At 58.7% G+C, this 20,617-nt stretch carries 26 protein-coding genes, 1 tRNA gene, 2 pseudogenes and 1 riboswitch; of the genes and pseudogenes, 15 read left to right on the top strand and 14 right to left on the bottom strand.

The features are described from left to right. The first annotated feature begins 36 nt into the window (after positions 1–36). The 6 genes from SynRS9907_RS09355 to SynRS9907_RS09330 all read left to right on the top strand — a co-directional run bounded on the left by SynRS9907_RS09355 (position 37) and on the right by SynRS9907_RS09330 (position 4,300). Positions 37–672: a DUF3318 domain-containing protein gene (locus SynRS9907_RS09355; protein ID WP_186510213.1), complete on the top strand. Its 636-nt coding sequence runs from the start codon at positions 37–39 to the stop codon at positions 670–672. Continuing rightward, entirely contained in the window at positions 665–1,021 is a 357-nt protein-coding gene (gene rsfS / locus SynRS9907_RS09350; protein ID WP_038554011.1) for a ribosome silencing factor, read from the top strand. The genes SynRS9907_RS09355 and rsfS overlap by 8 nt, the downstream gene beginning before the upstream one ends. 11 nt (positions 1,022–1,032) lie before the next feature. Continuing rightward, positions 1,033–1,527, top strand: coding sequence for a CGLD27 family protein (locus SynRS9907_RS09345; RefSeq protein ID WP_186510214.1), 495 nt, complete (start codon positions 1,033–1,035; stop codon positions 1,525–1,527). Between the two features lie 16 nt (positions 1,528–1,543). Next, the gene (locus SynRS9907_RS09340; protein ID WP_188020803.1) at positions 1,544–2,512 is read left to right on the top strand and encodes an asparaginase; all 969 of its coding nucleotides are present in this window, start codon (positions 1,544–1,546) and stop codon (positions 2,510–2,512) included. A gap of 45 nt (positions 2,513–2,557) precedes the next feature. Then, positions 2,558–2,634 (top strand) — tRNA-Met (locus SynRS9907_RS09335). A gap of 280 nt (positions 2,635–2,914) precedes the next feature. After that, positions 2,915–4,300 carry a hypothetical protein gene (locus SynRS9907_RS09330; RefSeq protein WP_188020802.1) on the top strand — a complete coding sequence of 462 codons (1,386 nt, stop codon included), beginning with the start codon at positions 2,915–2,917 and terminating at the stop codon, positions 4,298–4,300. A 5-nt stretch (positions 4,301–4,305) separates the two neighbouring features. Here SynRS9907_RS09330 and SynRS9907_RS09325 read toward each other — a convergent pair whose 3' ends face one another. Together SynRS9907_RS09325 and SynRS9907_RS09320 are read right to left on the bottom strand one after the other, a co-directional pair. Further along, entirely contained in the window at positions 4,306–4,506 is a 201-nt protein-coding gene (locus tag SynRS9907_RS09325) for a DNA-binding protein (protein ID WP_188020801.1), read from the bottom strand. Between the two features lie 80 nt (positions 4,507–4,586). Continuing rightward, the gene (locus tag SynRS9907_RS09320; protein WP_223157656.1) at positions 4,587–5,291 is read right to left on the bottom strand and encodes a hypothetical protein; all 705 of its coding nucleotides are present in this window, start codon (positions 5,289–5,291) and stop codon (positions 4,587–4,589) included. A 193-nt stretch (positions 5,292–5,484) separates the two neighbouring features. Here SynRS9907_RS09320 and SynRS9907_RS09315 point away from each other — a divergent pair, with 193 nt between their 5' ends. Continuing rightward, entirely contained in the window at positions 5,485–5,985 is a 501-nt protein-coding gene (locus SynRS9907_RS09315) for a hypothetical protein (RefSeq protein WP_188020799.1), read from the top strand. 49 nt (positions 5,986–6,034) lie between these two features. Here SynRS9907_RS09315 and SynRS9907_RS09310 read toward each other — a convergent pair whose 3' ends face one another. The 4 genes from SynRS9907_RS09310 to SynRS9907_RS09295 are packed head-to-tail and all read right to left on the bottom strand — an operon-like array spanning position 6,035 to position 6,915. Then, positions 6,035–6,364, bottom strand: coding sequence for a hypothetical protein (locus SynRS9907_RS09310; protein WP_188020798.1), 330 nt, complete (start codon positions 6,362–6,364; stop codon positions 6,035–6,037). Then, complete coding sequence (locus SynRS9907_RS09305; protein ID WP_188020797.1) at positions 6,361–6,507, bottom strand: hypothetical protein; 147 nt, start codon at positions 6,505–6,507, stop codon at positions 6,361–6,363. The genes SynRS9907_RS09310 and SynRS9907_RS09305 overlap by 4 nt, the downstream gene beginning before the upstream one ends. After that, the gene (locus SynRS9907_RS09300; protein ID WP_188020796.1) at positions 6,489–6,671 is read right to left on the bottom strand and encodes a hypothetical protein; all 183 of its coding nucleotides are present in this window, start codon (positions 6,669–6,671) and stop codon (positions 6,489–6,491) included. The genes SynRS9907_RS09305 and SynRS9907_RS09300 overlap by 19 nt, the downstream gene beginning before the upstream one ends. Before the next feature lie 22 nt (positions 6,672–6,693). Next, a complete protein-coding gene (locus tag SynRS9907_RS09295) occupies positions 6,694–6,915 on the bottom strand; it encodes a hypothetical protein (RefSeq protein ID WP_188020795.1) in 222 nt (73 codons plus the stop codon). 298 nt (positions 6,916–7,213) lie between these two features. On the opposite strand from SynRS9907_RS09295, the gene SynRS9907_RS09290 reads away from it, so the two are divergent. The 3 genes from SynRS9907_RS09290 to SynRS9907_RS09280 all read left to right on the top strand — a co-directional run bounded on the left by SynRS9907_RS09290 (position 7,214) and on the right by SynRS9907_RS09280 (position 8,318). After that, positions 7,214–7,504 (top strand): type II toxin-antitoxin system Phd/YefM family antitoxin, encoded by a 291-nt coding sequence (locus SynRS9907_RS09290; RefSeq protein WP_186513732.1) that lies wholly within the window; start codon positions 7,214–7,216, stop codon positions 7,502–7,504. Then, on the top strand, positions 7,491–7,760 hold the full coding sequence (locus SynRS9907_RS09285) for a Txe/YoeB family addiction module toxin (RefSeq protein WP_188020794.1): 270 nt from the start codon (positions 7,491–7,493) through the stop codon (positions 7,758–7,760). The genes SynRS9907_RS09290 and SynRS9907_RS09285 overlap by 14 nt, the downstream gene beginning before the upstream one ends. Before the next feature lie 108 nt (positions 7,761–7,868). After that, on the top strand, positions 7,869–8,318 hold the full coding sequence (locus tag SynRS9907_RS09280) for a hypothetical protein (protein WP_188020793.1): 450 nt from the start codon (positions 7,869–7,871) through the stop codon (positions 8,316–8,318). Between the two features lie 105 nt (positions 8,319–8,423). Here SynRS9907_RS09280 and SynRS9907_RS09275 read toward each other — a convergent pair whose 3' ends face one another. After that, positions 8,424–8,915 (bottom strand): hypothetical protein, encoded by a 492-nt coding sequence (locus SynRS9907_RS09275; protein WP_188022423.1) that lies wholly within the window; start codon positions 8,913–8,915, stop codon positions 8,424–8,426. A 1,009-nt stretch (positions 8,916–9,924) separates the two neighbouring features. Further along, on the bottom strand, positions 9,925–10,155 hold the full coding sequence (locus tag SynRS9907_RS09270) for a hypothetical protein (protein ID WP_188022507.1): 231 nt from the start codon (positions 10,153–10,155) through the stop codon (positions 9,925–9,927). 321 nt (positions 10,156–10,476) lie between these two features. Then, positions 10,477–10,628: riboswitch (cobalamin riboswitch) on the top strand. 24 nt (positions 10,629–10,652) lie between these two features. Here SynRS9907_RS09270 and SynRS9907_RS09265 point away from each other — a divergent pair. Continuing rightward, entirely contained in the window at positions 10,653–11,264 is a 612-nt protein-coding gene (locus SynRS9907_RS09265; protein ID WP_188020792.1) for a HupE/UreJ family protein, read from the top strand. 383 nt (positions 11,265–11,647) lie between these two features. On the opposite strand, the pseudogene SynRS9907_RS14085 reads toward SynRS9907_RS09265, so the two are convergent. The 4 genes and pseudogenes from SynRS9907_RS14085 to SynRS9907_RS09245 all read right to left on the bottom strand — a co-directional run. Continuing rightward, a pseudogene (locus tag SynRS9907_RS14085) lies at positions 11,648–11,860 on the bottom strand (hydantoin utilization protein A); the annotation flags it as partial. Between the two features lie 137 nt (positions 11,861–11,997). Next, positions 11,998–12,555: a GNAT family N-acetyltransferase gene (locus SynRS9907_RS14170; RefSeq protein ID WP_188020790.1), complete on the bottom strand. Its 558-nt coding sequence runs from the start codon at positions 12,553–12,555 to the stop codon at positions 11,998–12,000. A gap of 1,374 nt (positions 12,556–13,929) precedes the next feature. Next, positions 13,930–14,181, bottom strand: coding sequence for a DUF1651 domain-containing protein (locus tag SynRS9907_RS09250; protein WP_255446041.1), 252 nt, complete (start codon positions 14,179–14,181; stop codon positions 13,930–13,932). 348 nt (positions 14,182–14,529) lie between these two features. Next, positions 14,530–14,751: a hypothetical protein gene (locus SynRS9907_RS09245; protein WP_188020789.1), complete on the bottom strand. Its 222-nt coding sequence runs from the start codon at positions 14,749–14,751 to the stop codon at positions 14,530–14,532. A 64-nt stretch (positions 14,752–14,815) separates the two neighbouring features. On the opposite strand from SynRS9907_RS09245, the gene SynRS9907_RS09240 reads away from it, so the two are divergent. Continuing rightward, positions 14,816–14,998, top strand: coding sequence for a hypothetical protein (locus SynRS9907_RS09240; RefSeq protein WP_188020788.1), 183 nt, complete (start codon positions 14,816–14,818; stop codon positions 14,996–14,998). Between the two features lie 767 nt (positions 14,999–15,765). On the opposite strand, the gene SynRS9907_RS09235 is transcribed toward SynRS9907_RS09240, so the two are convergent. Next, positions 15,766–15,909 (bottom strand): hypothetical protein, encoded by a 144-nt coding sequence (locus SynRS9907_RS09235; protein ID WP_188020787.1) that lies wholly within the window; start codon positions 15,907–15,909, stop codon positions 15,766–15,768. Positions 15,910–17,295: 1,386 nt separating this feature from the next. Here SynRS9907_RS09235 and SynRS9907_RS14165 point away from each other — a divergent pair. The 3 genes and pseudogenes from SynRS9907_RS14165 to chrA form a co-directional block, all read left to right on the top strand. Then, positions 17,296–17,688, top strand: a pseudogene (locus SynRS9907_RS14165) (ATP-dependent zinc protease); the annotation flags it as partial. Between the two features lie 57 nt (positions 17,689–17,745). Further along, positions 17,746–18,696: a 30S ribosomal protein S6--L-glutamate ligase gene (gene rimK / locus SynRS9907_RS09230; RefSeq protein WP_370586635.1), complete on the top strand. Its 951-nt coding sequence runs from the start codon at positions 17,746–17,748 to the stop codon at positions 18,694–18,696. A 257-nt stretch (positions 18,697–18,953) separates the two neighbouring features. Next, positions 18,954–20,138 carry a chromate efflux transporter gene (gene chrA, locus SynRS9907_RS09225; RefSeq protein WP_188020786.1) on the top strand — a complete coding sequence of 395 codons (1,185 nt, stop codon included), beginning with the start codon at positions 18,954–18,956 and terminating at the stop codon, positions 20,136–20,138. Between the two features lie 90 nt (positions 20,139–20,228). On the opposite strand, the gene SynRS9907_RS09220 is transcribed toward chrA, so the two are convergent. After that, on the bottom strand, positions 20,229–20,558 hold the full coding sequence (locus SynRS9907_RS09220) for a metalloregulator ArsR/SmtB family transcription factor (protein WP_188020785.1): 330 nt from the start codon (positions 20,556–20,558) through the stop codon (positions 20,229–20,231). Positions 20,559–20,617: the final 59 nt, after the last annotated feature.

Here is a 20,617-nt window from a genome sequence, read left to right as displayed (position 1 = left end):
TCGCTACGGTGAAGAGAGATCAGCACCAGAGTTGCAATGAGTGAGCTCCAGCGCCTGAAGGGGCTGCTGCCACCGGAAATGCAGAGCTGGGTGTTTGTGGAGTCAGCTGCTGCAGTCGATCCTCCATTGATCACCCTTGAGGAAATCGGCCGGGATGAAGTGGAGATCCAGGTGGATCTCGACGAATGGGATGCCCTCGCGTTGGATCACCGCAATTTGCTGTTTTGGCATGAAGTTGGTCGGATCCAGAACGACACGATTCCCCGGGACGGTTGGGAGATGGCTGCTCTGGCCATCGGTCTTGGCGGTGCCATCGGTGAATTGTGGGTTCAGGACGGCCTGCTGCTGTTGATGGCCCTCGGCCTTTCCGGCTTTGCGGGGTATCGGCTTTACCTGAAGAACAATTCCGAAAAACGCCTGCAGGACGCCATCAGTGCCGACGAGCGTGCGATTGATCTGGCCTGCCGATTTGGCTACAGCGTTCCGAACGCTTATCGCAGTCTTGGCGGCGCGTTGAAGGAGCTGGTCGAAAAGACCCGCAAGAAGAGCCGCCGCAGCTACTACGAAGACCGGCTTGAGGCGCTGCGCAAGAGTGCCAGCAAGGCCAGAGCTGAAATGGCCCAACAGGAGGGCTCACGCAGCTCCGTTACCAGTGAGAACGTTTATGGATAGCGAAAAGCTTGCTGAACTGGTGGCCGATGCCTGCGATGACCGCAAGGCCACCGACATCCGTCTGATTCGTGTGGATGAGGTGTCCAGCCTGGCGGATTGGATGGTGATCGCCGGCGGCCAGTCCGACGTTCAGGTGCGTGCCATTGCCCGGTCGGTTGAAGACCGCCTGGAGACTGAGGCTGACCTGCTTCCCTTGCGCAAGGAAGGGTTGAATGAGGGGCGCTGGGCGCTTCTTGATTACGGCGATGTGATCGTTCACGTGCTGATGCCCGATGAGCGCGGTTACTACGACCTTGAGGCGTTCTGGAGTCACGGCGAAAGCCGAACCTTCTTACCGTCGGTGAAGTAGCCGCTTGATCCATGCCAGAAGCGGTGTCCTGCCCCGTTCCACCGGAGCAGCGGCCTCTTGAGGAGTTTCAACAGCTCTGCGAGTCATGGTTTTTCTCCTGGCCAGCGGGTCAGGAACCTCGCCTGAGCCAACGCCTTGTGGGCTTCTGGTTGCTGATGCTGCCGGTGTGCAGCCTGATCGCCAGTGGGAGCTGGACCCTGAAGCAGGATCCGCCCCGGCTCCTGGCTGCAGCCGCCGTGGCTGCTCTTGTGCTGCCCCTCCTGTTGCTGGTGCGGCAATGGCTGGGCTGGACCTACGTCATGCAGCGGCTTTTGCGTGAGTCCGTCGACTATGAGGAGTCCGGCTGGTACGACGGACAGACCTGGGAAAAGCCTCTGTCCTGGCGGGAACGCGACCTGCTGGTGGCCCGGCATGAGGTCCGTCCGATCCTGGGTCGTCTGGGACGGGCCATGGCCACCTCAGCGGGTTTGATGCTGGCCGGTGCCAGTCTCTGTCAGGCTCTCTGAACCAATCGGGGTTCCGATGACTTTGCCCTCGGGCTTCAGCCCTGCAGCCCGGTCCGGGTCAGCCCCCCTTGAGGTCTGCTTGCGGCGCGGATCGATCACGGAATCGGTGCACCGTGTTCATGCCGTGGTCTGTGATGGCCGAGGACGGGTGTTGATGTCGGCAGGAAACCCCGGCTTGGAAAGTTTCATTCGTTCGGCACTGAAGCCTTTTCAGGCCCTGCCGTTTCTCAGCAGTGGCACCGCCGACCAGCTGGATGTTGATGAACGGGGCATCGCCATCAGCTGCGCGTCCCATGCGGGCACCAATGCTCACGCCCGGGAAGCCTTCCGGTTGCTCTGGAAAGCGGAGTTGGACAGCGCATCACTTCAATGCCCTGTGCCGAATGGGGCTGACAGTCCGCTTCAGCACAACTGTTCCGGCAAGCACGCTGCCTTCCTGGCCACCAGCCGAAAGATGGGCTGGCCGATCGAGACCTATCTCCAGCAGGACCACCCGCTGCAGGTCGAAGTGAACCGCAGGGTCGCTGAACTGATCGGTTTGCCTGCTCAGGAATTGGTGGCCGAACGGGATGACTGTGGCGCTCCCACCCTGGTGTTGCAGTTGGCGCAGATGGCCTTGCTCTATGCCCATCTCGGTGCCTCACAACATGCCGAACTCGAGCAGATCAGTCGGGCGATGCTGAGTCATCCCGACCTTGTGGCCGGTGAGGGTCGTTTCGACACCGAGCTGATGCGGCGCAGCCACGGTCAGGTCTTGAGCAAGGGCGGTGCAGAGGGCATTCAATGCCTCAGCCGTGTTGGTGAAGGTCTTGGAGTAGCCATCAAGGTCGAAGACGGCTCCCGTCGTGCCAAGCAAGCGGTTGCCCTGCACCTCTTGCGTCAACTCGAGTGGCTCACACCCATGGGGCTAGACGAGCTCGATGAGCAGTTGCTGGTCGTGAACCCGAGCGTCAAGCTCAGCGTGTCCGGTGCCTTGCAGTCGTGACTTTGCTGTCATCTGCGACACCGACATGTATGATTTTCAGGTCGCCGCGGGGTAGAGCAGTCTGGTAGCTCGTCGGGCTCATAACCCGAAGGTCGGGAGTTCAAATCTCCCCCCCGCCACCAAATCACACTCCTGACAGGCCCTGGAAACAGGGCCTTTTTTATTGCTCTCACTGGCGTTTGCTTTTCGGGGTAGATCGGCGCAACCGATGCGATTCCTGACAGGAAAAGTCGACTTAGGACGTCTGGTGGGTGACCTGGGTCACCCAGTAAATGGCGGTCTCGGTAGCCTGAAGGGAGCGTGATCGCGAAAAAACTGTTCAATAAACGAACCGTTTTAGTCGGTCCACCTCGAAAGCTGGCACATCAGCCGGCTGGCCCTCCACCAGCTTTGAGGAACGCAATGGCACCTGGATCACGTCGAAAGGTCTCCGAGTGGGAGAAGTGGCAGCGACGGCTCGCTGAAGAGCGCTGCCGGTATCGGATGCGCAAGCAGGCACGCTCGCCCGTCATCTACATCCGGGAGTTCTTTGACGGGCAGCTCGTCAACGAATTCAGCTCTCGGCACTGGCGCCACGAAAGTGACGCGGACATCAAGGCCTGCGCCGAGAAGTGTCTCGAGGCTCATCGCAAAGGCTGGGCGAATGCTGTCGGCCCTGCTGCGGCCAAGGGCAAGGGCCACACCTGGATCACCCTGATGGACGCCTTCTGGGCGAAGTACAGCGAGCGAGTCGTGAAGGAAGGTTCACAGGCAGATAACCGAAGCTTCCTGCGTCAGTGTCAGACGTTCTCAGGTCCTGTTCGGATCGAGCGCCTCGAGGCATGGATCAACCAGACCGATCCATACAAGAACTGGAGCAAGCACCGGAAGCAGTTTCAATTCCTCTCCGATCTGAAGAAGTACGGCTTCATGGGCGGCGAGGCCTATGACCTGATGCTCGAGAGGCAGAGCGCACGGCGGCCCACGAAGCAGGAGCGCGAGCGGGTGACCGGCGGACAGAAGCCTCGATCCATCCCCAGCGACCAGGTTCTTTACGAATGGCTGAAGGCGATCGAGCGCCCTCTGCATCAGTGGGCCTTCGCGATGGTGGCTGTGTATGGCCTGCGGCCCTCGGAGCTCTGGCACCTGAAGGGCATCAATGAGGCGGGGTTCGTGATGGTTCCCGCCAAGCCCCTTTGCAAGACCTTCCGCCATCCCGCCCGGGCCTGCCCGATTGATTGGATCGAGGAGTTCGGACTGCGCAGGAACTTCGATCGCTTCCATGCGGAGTGGATCGCCACCTACAAGATCAAATGGGCGGAAGGAGCCCGCGGCATGGAGCCGCTCAACAATTCCCGGGTGGCCGACGCTGGCCTCGGCCAGCAGCTCACCAGGGGCAAGGTGAAGCCGTTGATGGGCGCCTCCTGGGACGCGGGCCCCGAATCGGATGAGGATGCGCCTTGCATGGTTTACGACCTGCGGCATGCCTACGCGATCCGGTTGTTTACCCATCCGGAGACCCGTCACCTGACGATGGAGAAACACGCCTTCTGGATGGGGCACTCCCTCCAGCAGCACAAGAACACCTATCTCAAGTGGATGCCTGAGGATCTGCTGATGCGCTCAGAGATCGAGGCCTTCACGGAGTCAGCGAGCAAGGCCGTCAACACCATCACGCCCGCCAAGGTTCTGGTGGAAGCAGCCAGCACTTCCGCGGAGATGGCCACGTTGATGGCTGAGCTGGAGAAGCTCAAGCGCCAGAACGCCAAGCAGCGAAAGATGATCGACGCTCTTCAGGACGAAGACTGAGCTGCTCAGACGCGGCCGAGGCGGAGCAAGGTTCGGGTCTGGTGCCAGAGGTGGTTCGAACGCGGAGCTTCCGGGTTGACCTTGATCCAGTGGCCGCTGGTCCCACCTTCCCGCAGAAAGCCAGTGGCCTGAAGCCGGCGCAGGGTCCGGGTGCTGCAGGCTGCGATGGCGGCCATTTCGTTGGTGCTGACCCAGTCGCTCTTCATGGCCAGCCGCATCTGCTTGCTCAAGCTATCTGGATTCGAACCAGTACAGATTTGAGTCCGCGGCGGTTTCCCAGGGGCGGCTACGCCGCTGCGGTCTTCTGGCAGGTCAAGGTCGCGGGGTCGCGCCTGATGGCTGACAGCATCCTGTGGGAGAAGAAGGGTTGCTTGAGCCAGGCGGTGATCAGCTCCTCGAGGTCGATTCCGTTGTAAGCGCTGGGCAGGCAGCCGGTTGAGACCAGCATCCGGAAATCGCGCTCCCGCTGGGCGAGGCTCACGTTGCGGTAGGCGTCAAAGCAGCGGGCCCGGGCCACGGAGGACATGGAAATCGCTGTCAGCGGGTCCACCTTCACGGCATCGTCCAGCAGCTGCGTCGGCACGAAGCTCGCCTCAAAGCAAGGGACGAAAGCCCACCGATCCGCATCGCCGGTGATCGATTTGTTCATCACCGCTTCCAGCGAGGCTGGCCAGGTGACTGGGTCGAGCAGGGTTTCCATCGCGCTCAGATGTGGCCTGTAGACGCGGCTCCCTCCGCCCATCGGCTCCCAGTGCTCCACCTCAAAGCAGTAACCGAGCTGCCGCTCGTCCATGTCCCAGACATAGACCTCCCTGGAATCGAGCATCTCGGGCAGCAGGGCCATCGGGGTCCAGTGCCCGTGTTCCATCCAGAGCTGGATGTCGTTGTGCCATCCGGCGACGACCAGGATGTAGTCGCCATCCGGCAGGTTGAGCCGATGGCCTTGCTCAGGGCGCTGGGACGCCATGCGGATCGCGACGCGTTGCCCCACCTGTTAGCTGCGGCAACGTTGCTCGTCAGCACTGTGCTGACTCAGAGGTCTCTCAGGCATCCCTCAGCTGAAGCCCATGGCGCGCTGTTTTTCACTGTGGGTAGCTTTCTTGTACGACTACGAACTGGTTCTTGTTCGAACACATTCTGTTCGGAATCGAATCAGGGTTATTGGAGTTTCCCCGGAGCTGTTCATGCGCGATCTCCTTCTCGCCACCCTCGGCACCGCAGCGGACATTGATCAGCTGCTTGAGCACAACGCATGGGACCCGATGGTTCTCAGTGCCAAGGGCCGGGACATCGGTCGGATCGAAGTGATCGATGTCGCCACCTGCCAGGCCACCCACGGCTTCTCCGTGAAGCGTTGGATTGAACTCGATGCAGGTCTCCAGCTGTTTCGCCCTGTCGTCGGCGAGATCGACTGCTATTTCGATCCGATTCAGTTCAAGCAGACCCTCGCCCAGGACCTCTCAATGCGGGTCTTTGGTGATCCCACCCGCTCAGCGATGCACCTCTGCATCGAGCCACACATCCATGCGCTCCACTACTGGAGCGAGGTGGATCAGGACGAGAAGGCTTACACCCACGCGGTGACCAACTGCTCCCAGAACTCCAAGGACCTCCGCGATCTTCCGCACTTCAACCAGGCAATCAGCACCATCCAGAACTTCACGCGCATCCATTGCTCCGCCTGACTGAAGCGCGGGCGGTGTCGGTGCTGGGCCCCGCAAGAGGGCCCTTTTTTCATGGCTGCTCGTCGTCGTCGTCGTCGATGCAGGTGGCCTTCAGGCGCATCGGACCACCGAGCGGTGTATCGCCCTGCTCCTCTTCCGTGAAGAGGAAGCGCTCGTCGTCCTGCTGTGACCAGGTCTCGACCAGCTGCTCGGCCTGCAGGTCAACGTCGCGCATGCTGAGCTGGGCGCGCCAGCCCGCCCAGACCACGATCCAGTTGTCGTGGCACGACCGCAGCCATGTGTTGTCCCTGTACTGACCGGCATCCCACAGGCGCCGGATCACCTCAACGGAGAGCGCCTGCAGGGTTTCAGTCAGCGTGAACACGCGATCGCGGCTCACTGGTTGGTGTGGCTCTGGTGGGGGAACAGCTGGCGGGCCGTTGCCAGCAGCTGCTGGACGATGCCGTTCCCCTTCCAAGGCGTGAAGGGAAGAATCTCGGAGATCAGGAAGAGGATCAGGCCAATCAGGGCTGCGGATTCCATCGGGTCGAGGAATGAGTGCCCTGCAGGGTTCCAAGGCCGATCAGCCGTTCCCCTTGGCGATGCTCTGAGGGGATTGCATGCCCTGGCTGCAGATGCGGCGTTCCAACGGGGTGATGCGAGAGAACCCAGCCGCCGGCGGATGCCGGCCGCTGGGCAGACGCCAAGGCGGAGCCGAGGCCCGCTGGCTCAGAGCACCGAGACGGAGACCCCTGGGGTGCCCTGCAGCTTGCGGGCGATCTGATGGGCCCGCTCAGCGGGAATCAGGCGCATTTTTTTCACCGGCTTGCCGCGCTTGCCCAGCCACCGCTGCTCGCAGGGGCTGGCGCCACCTTTGCGGAGGCCGGGGGTATAGCGATGGATGCAGAGGAAACGGATCGGGCAGGAGAGTGCTGGAACTGCGGAGGCCATGGAGCGCTATCGCGAGGGACCCCACCGGTGAGGCACGGCAGCGCAGCGCAGGCAAGGACACCCCGCAGGGGTGCATGGCTTGATCCTTGCCGAGCGAGCAAGCCAGTGCCTCGATGGGGTTGCCCTCGCGTGCTCCGGGTCAACCGACAGGGTTCAAGTCACGCAGGCCAACCATTTCCGGTGCCCTCCAAAGCCGTATGGCTCCCCCGCAAAGGGGTATTGGTCACGATCTGAACAGTGCTGCAGCGTGACGCGCCAGCCGGCTCTAGGGTGTTGTACAAGAACTTGGACGAGTGCAATGCAGGTCGTCACCTTTTCCGAGGCCCGCGAGAGCTTTAAGGCGGTTCTGGATCGCGTCGAATCGGATGCCGATGTGACTCTGATCACGCGGCGCAACTCCCAGAGCGCCGTGGTGATGTCGCTTGACACCTACAACAGCCTGATGGAAACAGTCCATCTGCTTCGCTCTTCCGCCAATGCTGCCCATCTGCAGCGCTCCCTGGAACAGGCCGAGCGCGGTGAGCTGCTGAGGCATCCCCTGATCGATTCCAATCAGCACGAAGTCGATTCGCTCGATGCCGGCAGCTGATCGCCTGGCTTGGACTGCCGCTGCCTGGGAGGACTACCTCTACTGGCAGGGTCAGGACCGCAAGCAGCTGCGACGGATCAACCAACTGATCCAGGCTTGCCTGCGTGATTGCTTCGTTGGGATCGGCAAGCCGGAACCGCTGCGTGAAAACCTTTCGGGCTGCTGGTCGCGCCGCATCGATGACGAACATCGCCTCGTCTACCGACTGGAGGGCGACACACTGGTGATCCTGGCCTGCCGATACCACGACCGATGAGGCGTGCAGCCAGCTTGGTAATGACCATCGACGTTGCGGGCTGCTGGTGACTCCAGGTGAGGCTGCGGATACCTGCTTCTGATTAGATGCCAGCTCCAGGACTGCGAGTTGACGCTGCAGCAGGGCCTGGAGGAGTACTGGCGAGCCAACGGACTGAATGACACCCGCCGGAAGGCCGACTCCGCGGCGGCCGCTTTCTTCACCCGTCACGATGCATGCCACGTGATCTTTGGGACGCACACTGCCGACCTTGATGAAGCCTGCAATGACAGGTACACGCTGATGTGCGTCGACGTCGACATCGCGTCCTATCTCCGCGGTTACTTCAGGACCGAAGAGCCGAAGCAGATCAACGCCTACTACTTCAAATGGGACACGCTGCGCACCTTCTGGCGCTCTCTTCTGCTCGTGCCGGCGCTTTGGCGAAAAAGCCGCTCAGTCCACAAAAAATGGCGTGGGCAGTTCCCGCCGGAACTCTTCGCTGTTCCACTCGTGGAGCTCAGAGCAGCCCATGGCATTGAGGTGGTTCACCCCGAGGCAATGTGGGCTGCCCGTTGAAGATTCGATCACCTCAACGATGAACTGCAATCGTCAGTTTGAAGTGGTGATGCCTTGGGATCGAACTTGTGACTCTTTAGAGGTACAAATTTGAAGTACGCCGAGTCAAAGCATTTCAGGACGCAATCGGCTCGGCCGATAAGAGATCAGGAAGGCCTGTTGGCCGGCGGCCTCTGATTTCACGGCAGTGATCAGGTCTTCACCGGTGTTCCAGACCCAGACCTGGTCGTTATGGCTTTCGTGGTCGAGGCTCGTGCTCAGCGGTGGCCCATGTTGGGCGCGCAGGCCTGCAAGCACCTCCGTCATGTCATCAATGGCGAACTCGTAAGCCAGGTTCGTCAGCCCTTGTTCTGGGTCAACTTCAAAGGTGGCCTGTGAAACGGGGAGTCGATCCAGAAACACATCTCGCTTGACGTAGCGACCGGCCTGCTCTTGGCTCAGAGCTTGGCCTTCACCCAGATGGATCGCCACTTGCTCGAACGGCATGCCCCAGGCCAGGCCTTCGACGCAGGCGTCCACCCGGCCAGCACCGTAGGCCAACAGCAGGCCGAGAAACGCCGTGATCAGAAGGTTCTGGAGCTGTCGCAGCACCTTCATATGGTGATTCATCACTGTTCAGATTTTGTTGGTTCGTGGGTCTGTTGCCTACCACTTGTTGTGAGGGCAAGCCCTGGATCAGCCGATCAAGGTTGTGTCGCTGTCCTTTAAGCCGCCTCGGTACCGATCACTGTCGGATTGGGATGTGATCAAAAGCTGCCCAGGACTCAGCCCAGTTGCGGGTGAATTCCGAACCACTCGCAGCAGTAGCCCAGCTTCAAAATCAAAGCGATCAAGACCATGAAGGCTGCTGCCAAAAAGGCGATTCCAATAGAGAGCTGCCGGTTCTTCTCGTTCTGCGCCGATCGGACCATTGCGGAGGGAGAGGGTGGGAGTCGCTTTCGCATCCGAGACTCATTCATGCCAGTTGTTCTTGGCAATTCAGCAGTTTTTGCCGAGCATTCCAAATTCCAACAACACAATTAGAAGTGCCTGTGTGTCACCAACACAGGCACCCAAAAAAAGGCGGGTCCCACCCCGTCTACTTGACGCACTCACCAACCTCGGTGGGTCAGCACCTCAATCATAGGTTCGTCCCGCTACACAACCAACGGGAGAAATGCTTGCGCCCATACGCCCTACCCACAATCACCAGTCGCCTGGCTGTCTCCTGACAGGTTTTGGCAGCAGGCAATTTCGCTTGGTCGTGCTGGTTCGCTCAAGGTTCCTTAGAAACTCCTCTGCGTTCCACAGACCTTGGACTGATCGACAATGACCAGACCGATCGCAAACTCTGTAGAGGTTATCGCCAACAGCATCCAACGTTGAACCCTTTGGCGTTTGCGCGATGCGAATGAAAGGCATCAGTGCTCCGCTTCTACCTCTGCCGTAGCGAGATCACGAGTGACTCACAAGTGTTGTGGCGTCAAGGGAACTTGCGCTAATTCCGCACTTATGGGATCACGCCTGGGATCAGGATGGACTTGATAAAACCATGAAGATCCATTTACGTGCAGCATCCTGGGTCTGATTTCCCGTCACCCGATAAAGAGCACTCTGCAAGTCGTGGTTAGGGAGTTACAAGGTCGATGAGGCTCCCTTCGCCATCAACGATCCTGAACCGCTTTCCTGTCGCCCTCGCTCTCGTCTTGGCAGTCCTGTAGGCATCGCCCTCGTTGTGCTTCTCACCCCACCTCTTCCAGGACCCGAACTGATCCTGGTATTGGAGGACGTACTTCATCTGAGCGAGTGCTGGAGCGGTGAGGGGCAGGAGCAATAGGGGGAGAAGCAGAAACCTCATCAGTCGCCCATCAACGACTTGATATTGATGGATCCACTTCATGGAGGACTTCTCCGTCCTCGCCCAGAACTCGGGTCTTCCTACCAATCATCCTGGCGATCCTGTTCGCTTCTTTTGAGGCGACCTCTAACGACGGCGCTGAAGCGTGGAGGTGCCATTCCATGAAGGGATTCAGTTCTTGAACTCGGAACTGGTCTCCTGCCATCCCTCAGTCGCCCTCCACAACTGTCTCCACTACTGCGTCCTTCACCCTGTCCTGAAAGGTCTTGCCGTCTTGCTCAGGGGCAATCGCATTGGCAGTCGGCAAGGGGCGGTAGAAAAGTTATAAGTGGGTATGACGGATCGACCTCCTAAGAGGTTGGCAAAACGAGGAAAGTGCGGTGAGGGAGTCCCCAAGTCCGCCGCTGTCCCGCAACTGTGATGGGGTTCGCCGCCCCTCAGTCAGAACACTCGCCGTCTCCAATCCCATTCGTTCTCGGCGAGGACCGAGGCATTCCATGAAACGTTCCCTTTTCCCCCTGGTTGCCCTGACCGCTGGATCCGCTGTGGTCCTTGGCACCCATCCCGCTCTTGCTCATGGCACTGCTGGTGGTGGCGCTCTTAGCGGTCTGACCCACCCACTGCTGGGGTTAGATCACCTGCTCATGCTGATGGCAGTTGGCACTGCTGCGTCCTTCATCTCCTCCCAACTGCTGCTGTGGGCACTGGGCGGGGCAGTAATCGGTGCTGTTTTGGGATTCACAGGATTCACCGTCACCTCTGCGGAAGTGCTGGCGGCACTGGCGATCTCAGCGGTAGGTGCGTTGATCCTGGTAGCGGGCAAAGTCGCCAAGACCTCCAACCTCACCACCATCAGCGGGGTGGTGGTCGCAGGAGGCATCGCTATTCACGCCATGCTCCATGGACTGGAGGCACCCAAGGACAGCAGCACCCTGATCTGGTGGAGCGGTGCTCTTCTGAGTTCAGTGCTGGTGTGCGGCGGTTCCTATCTGCTTCTCAAGAAACTGCCCACATCGGTCAGCAAGGCGGCAGCAGTTGCCTTCCTTGCCATCGGTGGGTTGCTCGCCTTTGGTCCGTTGGGTCTGCTGGCGGGTGGCGCTGGGGCATGACCCTGAACTGCTGAGATCGCCAGTGCCGCCAGCACTTTCGACGCATTAGTCCCCTTCAGTGGCGGCATTCCCTGCCGCCTTTCTTATTGCTTACTGGCAACCGAACCTTGATAGGTGCCCACTACCTCTCCCGACGGTTCTCCTGTTCCTGACAGCGGAACACTTGGAAGAGGTTGGTTGGGAGGTGCCATTCCATGAACGGATTCAGTTCTTGAACACGGAACTGGTCTCCTGCCATCCCTCAGTCGCCCTCTACAACTGTCTCCACTACGGCATCCCTCAACTGAGGGAGGGCGAACCCCAGAGACTCAGGGCAAACTGTCGCCGCTCACAGGTAGGTGAGATGTGCTGGGAGACCCGCACCCTTTCCTGTCACCAGACCCCGCCCAGGAGGACATGGCCTCAACGTGGGCGAGGCCCTTGATGCCGATGGCGATCAGGGCGAGAACAATGACCCCGGCGGAATGACCGGCACCCCAGGCCAGGCCGCTGCGGCAGGCGGCGAGGGGTCGGTTGAGGGAGAAGGGAGCCATCGCCACGAGGTGATCCGCGCCGCCGACGACATGAACAGCGCCTGCGGCCAGTCCGGTTAGAATGGAACAAACATCGGTACTGACGGTTTTCGATCCAGGCCTTTGATTCCCTGATACGGGGGGCTTGCTGGGCATCTTGACCCTGCACGACTCGCCCCGTGATTGGCGCTTGAACTCTGGGTTCAATCACCTCAACGTCATCACCACAGTTGTGCGTGCATCAGAGCTGGATGACACCTCAACTCGATGGGGTGTTGGAGTTCCTTCCCTTTGGCACTGATCCCCTGCCATCCCATCGGTTGCGTCAATGGAAATGGAGGCTTGACATTGATGGCTTGTTGACGATCAAACCCGAAGCGGCCGTAAAAGGCAGGATCCCCATACACCAGGATTCGCGGCTGATGGCTGCTCAGGGCATGCCTGATGGCGTGATCGACTAATTCAGAGCCAAGCCCTTGGCCTTGATGGGTGGGGACTATGGCAAGGGGAGCAAGAATCCAACCCACCATTTGGCTGTCTTGGGTTGTGATGCTGCTGAGGCTGAGATGTCCAACGATGGTTGTCTGGTGCGCGGTGATGACCCAGTGCAGCGCTGAATGTGTTGCATCTGTGGTGTCAGACCAAAGCTCGTGAATGACTTGGATGATCTGTTCACCCTCTCCAGCTGGAAAGGCTGCGCGATGAAGTTGAAGGACCGCTGGTAAGTCTTGCTCTGATGCTTTGCGCAGTGAGGGGATGCTGCTTTGACTGCTGCTCACAGGGCATCGTTTGCTTTTCCATCATCATGGTCTTGTTTCTGGGACGGAAGAACGGCTGATACCCGGTTGTTGCCGGAACAGGTCTGAGGGGCTTGTCCCTGAGTTGTCCCTGGTTTTTTGTGCAATTGGGCTGAATGATGTGCAACTGAGCCGTCTATCGACGGAGGTGATCTCAGCTCCGTGGATCACCAAGGCTTGTTGCGGATCACCGACGACCGGTGGCATTGGATTGGCGAGCTTCCCGCTTCATGGTTCTGGACCATGCACTTGGATTGCCACGCCGTTCCAACAATCGGGCGTTCTGCCTCATAAGGCAATGAGCAGGACAGCTGATTGCCTGATGCCCCATCGCTTCCGAGAGTGTGTGCATCGAGATCGGAGGAGCCCATGACGGCCGACACTCCACCTGAGCAAATCGCAGAAGCAGCCTGACTTTTCTGGCCCCTGCTCCAACTTTTCAACCCAACCGTGAGCATTTCGTCTGTGACGACAACTGTGGACGTCTGATCAGTCGACTCTCCTCAGCACCGTGCGTAGGTGCCCCGCAGGAGTCCCGCTTCACACCTGGTCCAAATGGCCCCAGGGTTGCCACAAGCCAGACGCTTCGACCTTCCTCTTTCAGTCCCATTGCCAAGGAGATCCCCAAAGGCAACACGTACTGACTAGGTCGACTGCAATGCATAAACGAGCGAGTTAGGCCGTCTCTTCCATCTGGGAGGGGCGGCCTCCTCTTTTGTTGAAGTGCAGGTGAGCAGTTCCCTAGGACGACGTGCTGTTTTTGCACGGGCGTTCACCTCGCTTCAACTTGAGCCACATCGCTTTCTCAAGCGCCGTCAGCTTTGGATCTGTCTCATGCATTGCAGCTTCCGCACGTCTCCTGGCGGCAATGATGAAGCGGTCTGTCTTATCGACTCCGTCGAATCCCATGTCCCTAAAAAGGACGACACTTGCAAGGTAGACATACGAATCGTGCGTGCATCGAATGCCAGTGAGCCCTCACTTCAAGCGATGGCCAGAGCTGACTGGGGCTTTAATCGCTCGAACAAATCTTGGCCGTTGCGAATGATTTCTTTCACGCCGATGCCTGTTCAGTCGTGTCATCGAGGACATCTTGCTGAAGCTGCTGAACAGCGCAGAGGGCTTCATGCGCTGGCCATCCATGGACGTCCATCAACTCCTTAACAAGCGCATCAGGGGCCTGAGTGATCGAGGTGCGAATGGCATTGACAACCTTGTTGTCCCTTGCGAGTGCAGACAGCCGTAGAGCCCTAAGTCGCTGTGTGTTCGGCTGTTTCATGACCGCACTCTGGACTACTGCTGGTTTTGCTCCAATTGCCAACGACTCGTAAGAGCTTGGTTGCCCCGTTCACTGCCCTATCGAAGAGGACCGGCGCATCTCCTCCAGCCCATTGATTTGAGTGCATTCCATTTTTCCAGCGCCTCTTGTCGCGTCATCAGTTGACTCCCCTGAGGAATCGGGTCGTCAGGTGGCCGCCAATGGAAGCTACGCATGACGATTGACTCGCCTTGAGAACCATCCTTGGAAGCAGTGAATTGGTAGTAAAGCTGCTGTGGCTTATTGACAAGCCACGCGCCAACTGACTTGTAGGAGAGTTCTTCAGTGATGAGTTCGCCCCATGGGAGAGGTGCCTGATCGATCGCTCAGACGGTCTTTTTTGTAGGTGAGCTGACGGAGCTTTTCGATGTGCTGTTCATGTTCTCCGCTGCTCCAGTGCTGTGGGTAGGCAACCCGGGCTTGAAGCTCCGAGATTTGGTTGTTGAGTTCTCTCGCTGGGTCCTCGAACCGAAGGTCCTCTCCACAGTGGACCATCACCTCCCCCTTCTGGTGAGGGAAAAGTGAATCTCCCTAATAACTCCCGGTGGGTCCCCCCGGGCCATCCTTCATTTGACGCGGCTACTCCCTCTGACTCACGGCAGCTGCAGTTGAGGCCGTGAGCTTCTAGTAGCCAAAGGTCAGTTCTGCTTGACCTCTTCGGCGTATTCCCGCTCGAGGTGATCAAAGCGGGCCAAGCACTCTTCTGCGTCAGCCCAGCGACCAAAGCGGCTGAACCAACGGCTGCGTAGCCCTTCCCACCTCATGCCCCAATGCAGTGACTCTGCGTAGGTCCGGCCTGCGCCACCGCTGTATGTGAGCCGACTTCGCGTTGATCGTTCAGCCATTGGAGCCTCCTCCATGAAGGAGACCCGTGGTGTGGGAATCCATGGATAGCTTCTAGTGGGGTTGGCCTGTCAGCTGCGGGTGACCAGCCTCTATCCGCAGGTGAGTTGTCTACTTCTGGGCGTAGTCGATCAAAAGTTGCTTTTGGAAGTTGAGCTGACGCAGCTTTTCGATGTTCTGCTCATTCTCTTCTTTGCTCCAATGACGTGGATTGGCGATTCGGGCCTCAAGCTCCGATATTGCGTCGTTGAGATTTGTCGTTGAGTCCTCGGTCCAAGGTTCACCTCCACAGTGGACCATCGGGTGATAACCATGGCTGAGGTGAGTAAATATCCTTTTTTGCTACTGATGCCATCTCGTTCGGCTGTTATCAGTATGTGGGTGTCGTGCTCGTGCAGACCTCCTCTAGGTCGGTGGTCAAACTGAGGCGACGGGATGAGGGAACAGTTGGGTTTGTGTAACCTGCCCTCATCGCACCACGGTTAAGCAGCCAAAGTTGCGATGCTGCTTAGCATGCAGCATGAAGGGCAGAGCATGACGAACAGCACTCCGAACCTCATCGCTTGGCTGGCTGAATACAGAAAGTATTTAATCCTCGTCGCCGATGGTGCCAACGATGAGGCTGCACTTCTAAGGCAAGAAATTGAGGAGGGTCTCAATTGGGTTGAGCGGGGTTGAGCTGAGTTGGGCTGCCCTTGAGTTTGCGAATGATTCTGATCAGTCTTTGCGCCATTGATTATCCCGTCCGTGTTGTGGCACGCCTGTGGCTTTGAATCAGGTGAAGTACGGGAAGCCGATCGGCGGCTCGGAGCAATACGTCTGTAGACCGTTTGAAGATTTTCTCAGTTATGGCAATCCATCTTTCAGGCGGCGCGCCAATAGGTTCGCTCATCTTTGAAGGGATGCACGCTCCTTTTCGTGCTCTCGCCTGTCCATTGCACGCAATATCAACGGGCTCAGAGGAATCTCCTTTGGATTCAGCTCAAAGCCGCCGCGCACGTCGCGCTTGAAGATTCACTAGCGGAGCAATCTCAGGCCGCCTCTGTAGATCCAGCTCCATCGTCGGGGAAGGCCCAAGGCTCTTCCGCCTCTTTTGCTCTGCGCTTCTGCCAAGCCTCAAAGCTGTCCTCCTCTTGCTGCTCAAGGAGCGGTTGATCGGCTGGATGGATGCCCATGTCGGCACCCTATGGGATTTTTTCGGTCTTAGAAAAAGTCTCAACTCGCTTCAGGAGCCCAGCTCATCTCGTTCTGCTACATGAAAGGCCTAGAAGCTAAAGAAATTAAGGACTGCTTCTAAGGCTCCAAGCCCTAATAGGAAGGTGCCCGCGAGCAAGGCGAAGTCTTTTTTTGATCTAGCCATGGTTGCAACGATTGTCCCCGCGAATGCCATAAGCAAGAACCTAAAGAAAATCGGAAGACCCAGCATTGAGTTCCATGTAGTTCCCGAATGAGTTTTGTAAACCCTCTGCAACGCAGTGGATTATCCGCTCGATACCAACTTTGAGTGCCTTAATTTCTCTCACAGGGAGTAATGCTTATGACGAGGTCTGCCCCCGTGCGGTGACTACTTTGAGTTTTCCGCTCTGCTCAGTCAACAAAAAAGGGGTAGACCCCCTAAGTCCGCCCCTTCGTATTTGTTCGACGCAGAGAAGGGCACCACTGACCTCTCCTCAACACTGACTGGGTAGGTGCCGATATGTAACCCCCTGAACACCAATTAGGCATTAAGACTCTTGAGGGGGAAAGCCAATTATTTGATGATTTCGATGGCGCGAGCACCACTGCCAGCGCTCCGGGAGATGTAGTTCGCGGGTCCCCCTAGCCCGCGTCTCCCTCAACTATCCAGCCTCAGGGGCCTAGTCGACTTGCTTCTGCCAGGTGGTTCTCCAGAGCTTGCAGCTCTTCTTTAGGTGTTCATCCTGCTGCAGCTGCCACTGTCAGAAGGATCGGGCAATGAGACGCTCACTGCCGCAATGATGATCGCCGTTGCATTGGGCTTGAACCGCGCATAGCTCTTTAGGTGAACCTCGATGGTGCGCCCCATTGCTTCGGAGATGTTGGCGATTGGCGCGTTCTAGGTATGCATCCCCTTGGCGTAGCGATACCGGAATGAATACGAGGTGAGATGGCGGCAACCGGCGTGGCGGCTTGTGCTGTTCTGCGCCGGAGTGGGTGGTTTGACCCTGGCCTGATCCATTCCTCTGCAGAATCACTGCATTGATGGGGAGTGTGGTGGCTGGAGCTGGTGTGAATCCTGCTGATCAGCGCTGGGGTTTCTGGCCGCTGCTGCCACTTGGGTTTTAGTTGCAGGAAAAGGTCTGAGGGGCTCGTCCCTGAGTTGTCCCTGGAATTTTGTGCAACTGGGATCAATGGCGTGCAATTGAGCCTTCTATCGACTGAGGTGATCTCAGCCCCAGCAGTCATTCATCGGCGGATCACCAACACCTCTTTTGAATCGTTTGATCGATGCCAGTCGTGCCCAACAAGCCCCAAAAATTGGCTAGGGGTGTCTTCAGCCGATCTAGGATCTTGTGTTCTCTCGATAAGGACCCACAGAGGCCTTGACCAACAAACTCATCGTCGGCAGTGAGGAGTGGTGCTCCCTGCCAGGGCTTGGATTGCCGGCGATTAAGGCACGCGTCGATTCCGGCGCGGCGACGTCGTCGTTGCATGCCTTCAACATCGTCCCCTTCCAGAGGGATGGTGAACTGTGGATCAGTTTTGAGGTGCATCCGCTCCAGAACGACCGCAGTGTGGTGGTGCGCCATGAGGCGCCGGTGCTGGAGCAACGCAGCGTGCGCAACACCAGCGGCATCTCTGAAAACCGCTATGTGATTCGGGAAGAGTTGGTGCTCGGCGAGCAGCGTTGGCCGATTGAACTCACCCTCACCAACCGGGATGCGATGGGCTACCGCATGCTGCTGGGGCGTGAGGCGATGGTGGGGCGCGTGCTTGTGGATCCTGAGGGGAGCCATCAACTGGGTGATGTTGAACCAGCCCAGTTGGAAGCGATGTATGCGGCGTTGCGCACCGAACGCACAGGGCTCCGCATTGCTCTGTTGGCTTCGGATCCCGAGCTCTACAGCAACCGCCGATTGCTGGAGGCGGGTGAGGAGCGCGGTCACCGCATGGAATTTCTCAACGTCAAGCAGTGCTACATGCGGCTTGATCCACAGAACCCCGAGATGCATTACCGGGGCGGCAATGTGCTCGAGCGAATCGATGCGGTGATTCCTCGCATCCGTCCAAGCGTCACCTTCTACGGATGCGCGATCACGCGTCAGTTTGAGTCGATGGGAATTCGTGTGCTCAATGCTGCTGAGCCGATCAAACGATCCCGCGACAAACTTCTGGCGTCACAGCTGTTTGTGCGCCATGGGCTGAGCATGCCGGTCACCGGTTTTGCCAGTTCTCCGCTCGACACCAAGGATCTGATCAAGATGGTGGGCGGTGCACCGTTGATCCTCAAGCTTCTCGAGGGGGCTCAGGGACGTGGCGTGGTTTTGGCCGAAACCCAGAAGGCAGCAGAGAGTGTGATCAATGCCATGAAGAGCCTGAACGCCAACCTGCTGGTTCAGGAATTCATCAAAGAAGCCGGTGGCAAGGACCTGCGTTGTTTTGTGATTGGCAACAAGGTGGTGTCGGCCATTGAGCGGACAGCAGCCGTGGGCGACTTCCGCTCCAACATTCATCAGGGCGGTTCCGCCCAGGCGGTGCGCATCCGGCCTGAGGAGCGCAAGCTGGCTGTGGCGGCGACACGGGCGCTCGGCCTTGATGTGGCCGGTGTGGACATCATCCGCTCGGAGCGTGGGCCCTTGCTGTTGGAGGTGAATTCCAGCCCTGGGCTCGAGGGAATTGAAACGGCGACGGGTAAGGATCTTGCTGGCCAAATGATTCAGGAAGTGGAGCGAAAACTGGGTTGGGTTCGCTCCTGTTCGACCCCTGCTCTGGTCGCTTCTTGATCGGGTTCTTGGGCGGAAACCTAGGTTTCCAGCCCCATCAGATGTTCACTTTTCCCTCTTAATTGTTTCGATGCTGGCTCTGCTGGTGTTGGTGATTTGGCTTGCTTCAATCTCCTGGCGATTGTCGAGGCGACGTTGAGATCAATGGTTTGTGAGGCTTCATCGCTTCCTCAGCTGAGCCGCGAGATTCTTTGTGTTCTGCGTGCCCTACGGATGGCTAGGGCCTGAATAGCGTCATGCGAAGGGATTGGAGGCTGATGCCCGCTTCGCTGCAGGTGTTTGTTCAGTTTTTCGTGTTGGGGTTGACCTCCTTCGGTGGCCCCGTGGCGCACCTCGGTTATTTCCACGAGCGCTTTGTGCAGAGGGAGCGTTGGATCACCGCTGAGGCCTATGCCGATCTGGTTGGGCTCTGTCAGCTGTTGCCGGGCCCTTCGAGTTCCCAGGTGGGCATGGGTCTGGGGCTGATCCGGGCCGGTTGGCTTGGCGGCCTGGCGGCCTGGGCAGGGTTCACCTTGCCTTCGGCTGTGTTGATGGTGCTGGCGGCGTCGCTGCTTTCAGCTCATCCCCGTTGGATCGATGGGGGCTGGGTGCATGGCTTGATGGTGGCGGCTGTGGCCGTGGTGGCCCAGGCCGTTCTGGGCTTGCAGCGCAAGCTGGCTCCCGATCGGCAGCGGGTCAGCCTGATGGTGGCGGCTGCTGTGCTGGTGCTGTTGGTGCCTCGCGTCTGGGCTCAGCTGTTGGCCCTGCTGCTTGGCGGATTGGTGGGTTGGTGCGCGTTGACCCCATCTGCTCTGGAGCCATCGGCATCGGAACGTCTCGTGGTTCCGCTGCGGCGTTCGGTGGCGGTGGTTTTGCTTGGGTTGGCTGTGCTGCTGTTGGTGGCTCTGCCCTGGTTGTCTGCTGAGGCCAGACCGCTGCTGGTGCAGCAGCTCAGTGGTTTCCTGCGCACCGGTGCCTTGGTGTTTGGCGGTGGTCATGTGGTGCTCCCCTTGCTGGAGCAGGCGCTGGTGCCCAACGGGTGGATCGACCTGCAGCAGTTTCTGGCGGGGTATGGCGCTGCCCAGGCGGTGCCAGGTCCGATGTTCAGTTTTGCGGCGTTTCTTGGCTTTGATCTGCAGCCTGGGCTTCAGGGCATCGCCGGTTCTGTGATGGCACTGATTGCCCTCTTTTTTCCTTCGTTCTTGTTGATTGGCGGGCTCTTGCCCTTCTGGAGCGACCTCGGCCGATTGGCTCCGATGCGTCGAGCCCTGCTTGGCATCAACGCTTCGGTGGTGGGCATCCTGCTGGCAGCGTTATTTCAACCCGTCTGGCAGACAGGCATCCGCAGTAGCGCTGAGTTCAGCCTGGCGTTGGTGGCGTTTTTGCTGTTGGTGAGTTGGCGCCAACCGGCGTGGCGAGTGGTGCTGTTTTGCGCCGCGGTGGGTGGTTTGACCCTGGCCTGATCCTGTTTTTTGCCGAATCACTGCTTGAAGGGGGGCGTGCTGGCTGGCTTTGATGTTGTGCAACTCAGACGTTCATCCACTGCGGTGTTCTCAGGCCTGGAGCGTCTTCAATTTGTCTTCCAGGGTCTGCCGAAGCCGCTGGCTCACCAATGAACAAAGCTCGTCCACCAAGGGATCGTCGGCATGAAAGATGAGCCGTTGGCCTTGGCGCTCGCTTCGCACCAGGCCGGCCTGGCTGAGTTGGCTCAATTGCCTGCTGATGTGTGACTGAGAAAAGCCGGTCTTGTTGATCAACGTCTGCACGTCACTGGGGGATGAGCGCAGTTCGCAGATCAGCTGCAGACGGGCGGGTTCACTCAGCAGCCTGAAAAATCGGCTGATTTCGGCGAGCTGGTCAGGGGTCGGCGTGGATGCAGGCAATCGCGTGAGGCTTTTCCCAATTATGAATTGATGCGGTTATGCGTGTATCGTCATAAAAG

It is taken from the genome of Synechococcus sp. RS9907 (assembly GCF_014279615.1).
Taxonomy (GTDB): domain Bacteria; phylum Cyanobacteriota; class Cyanobacteriia; order PCC-6307; family Cyanobiaceae; genus Parasynechococcus.
Note: the sequence above shows the minus strand (reverse complement) of the source record. Positions and strands in the feature narration are given on the sequence as shown.

Bases quoted from the DNA above. Each gene is read 5' to 3' on its own strand.
- SynRS9907_RS09355 (WP_186510213.1), top strand. From the start codon at position 37: ATGAGTGAGCTCCAGCGCCTGAAGGGGCTGCTGCCACCGGAAATGCAG.
- rsfS (WP_038554011.1), top strand. From the start codon at position 665: ATGGATAGCGAAAAGCTTGCTGAACTGGTGGCCGATGCCTGCGATGAC.
- SynRS9907_RS09345 (WP_186510214.1), top strand. From the start codon at position 1,033: ATGCCAGAAGCGGTGTCCTGCCCCGTTCCACCGGAGCAGCGGCCTCTT.
- SynRS9907_RS09340 (WP_188020803.1), top strand. From the start codon at position 1,544: ATGACTTTGCCCTCGGGCTTCAGCCCTGCAGCCCGGTCCGGGTCAGCC.
- SynRS9907_RS09330 (WP_188020802.1), top strand. From the start codon at position 2,915: ATGGCACCTGGATCACGTCGAAAGGTCTCCGAGTGGGAGAAGTGGCAG.
- SynRS9907_RS09325 (WP_188020801.1), bottom strand. From the start codon at position 4,506: ATGAAGAGCGACTGGGTCAGCACCAACGAAATGGCCGCCATCGCAGCC.
- SynRS9907_RS09315 (WP_188020799.1), top strand. From the start codon at position 5,485: ATGCGCGATCTCCTTCTCGCCACCCTCGGCACCGCAGCGGACATTGAT.
- SynRS9907_RS09305 (WP_188020797.1), bottom strand. From the start codon at position 6,507: ATGGAATCCGCAGCCCTGATTGGCCTGATCCTCTTCCTGATCTCCGAG.
- SynRS9907_RS09295 (WP_188020795.1), bottom strand. From the start codon at position 6,915: ATGGCCTCCGCAGTTCCAGCACTCTCCTGCCCGATCCGTTTCCTCTGC.
- SynRS9907_RS09290 (WP_186513732.1), top strand. From the start codon at position 7,214: ATGCAGGTCGTCACCTTTTCCGAGGCCCGCGAGAGCTTTAAGGCGGTT.
- SynRS9907_RS09285 (WP_188020794.1), top strand. From the start codon at position 7,491: ATGCCGGCAGCTGATCGCCTGGCTTGGACTGCCGCTGCCTGGGAGGAC.
- SynRS9907_RS09275 (WP_188022423.1), bottom strand. From the start codon at position 8,915: ATGAAGGTGCTGCGACAGCTCCAGAACCTTCTGATCACGGCGTTTCTC.
- SynRS9907_RS09270 (WP_188022507.1), bottom strand. From the start codon at position 10,155: ATGAGGTTTCTGCTTCTCCCCCTATTGCTCCTGCCCCTCACCGCTCCA.
- SynRS9907_RS09265 (WP_188020792.1), top strand. From the start codon at position 10,653: ATGAAACGTTCCCTTTTCCCCCTGGTTGCCCTGACCGCTGGATCCGCT.
- SynRS9907_RS09245 (WP_188020789.1), bottom strand. From the start codon at position 14,751: ATGGAGGAGGCTCCAATGGCTGAACGATCAACGCGAAGTCGGCTCACA.
- SynRS9907_RS09235 (WP_188020787.1), bottom strand. From the start codon at position 15,909: ATGGGCATCCATCCAGCCGATCAACCGCTCCTTGAGCAGCAAGAGGAG.
- rimK (WP_370586635.1), top strand. From the start codon at position 17,746: ATGTATGCGGCGTTGCGCACCGAACGCACAGGGCTCCGCATTGCTCTG.
- chrA (WP_188020786.1), top strand. From the start codon at position 18,954: ATGCCCGCTTCGCTGCAGGTGTTTGTTCAGTTTTTCGTGTTGGGGTTG.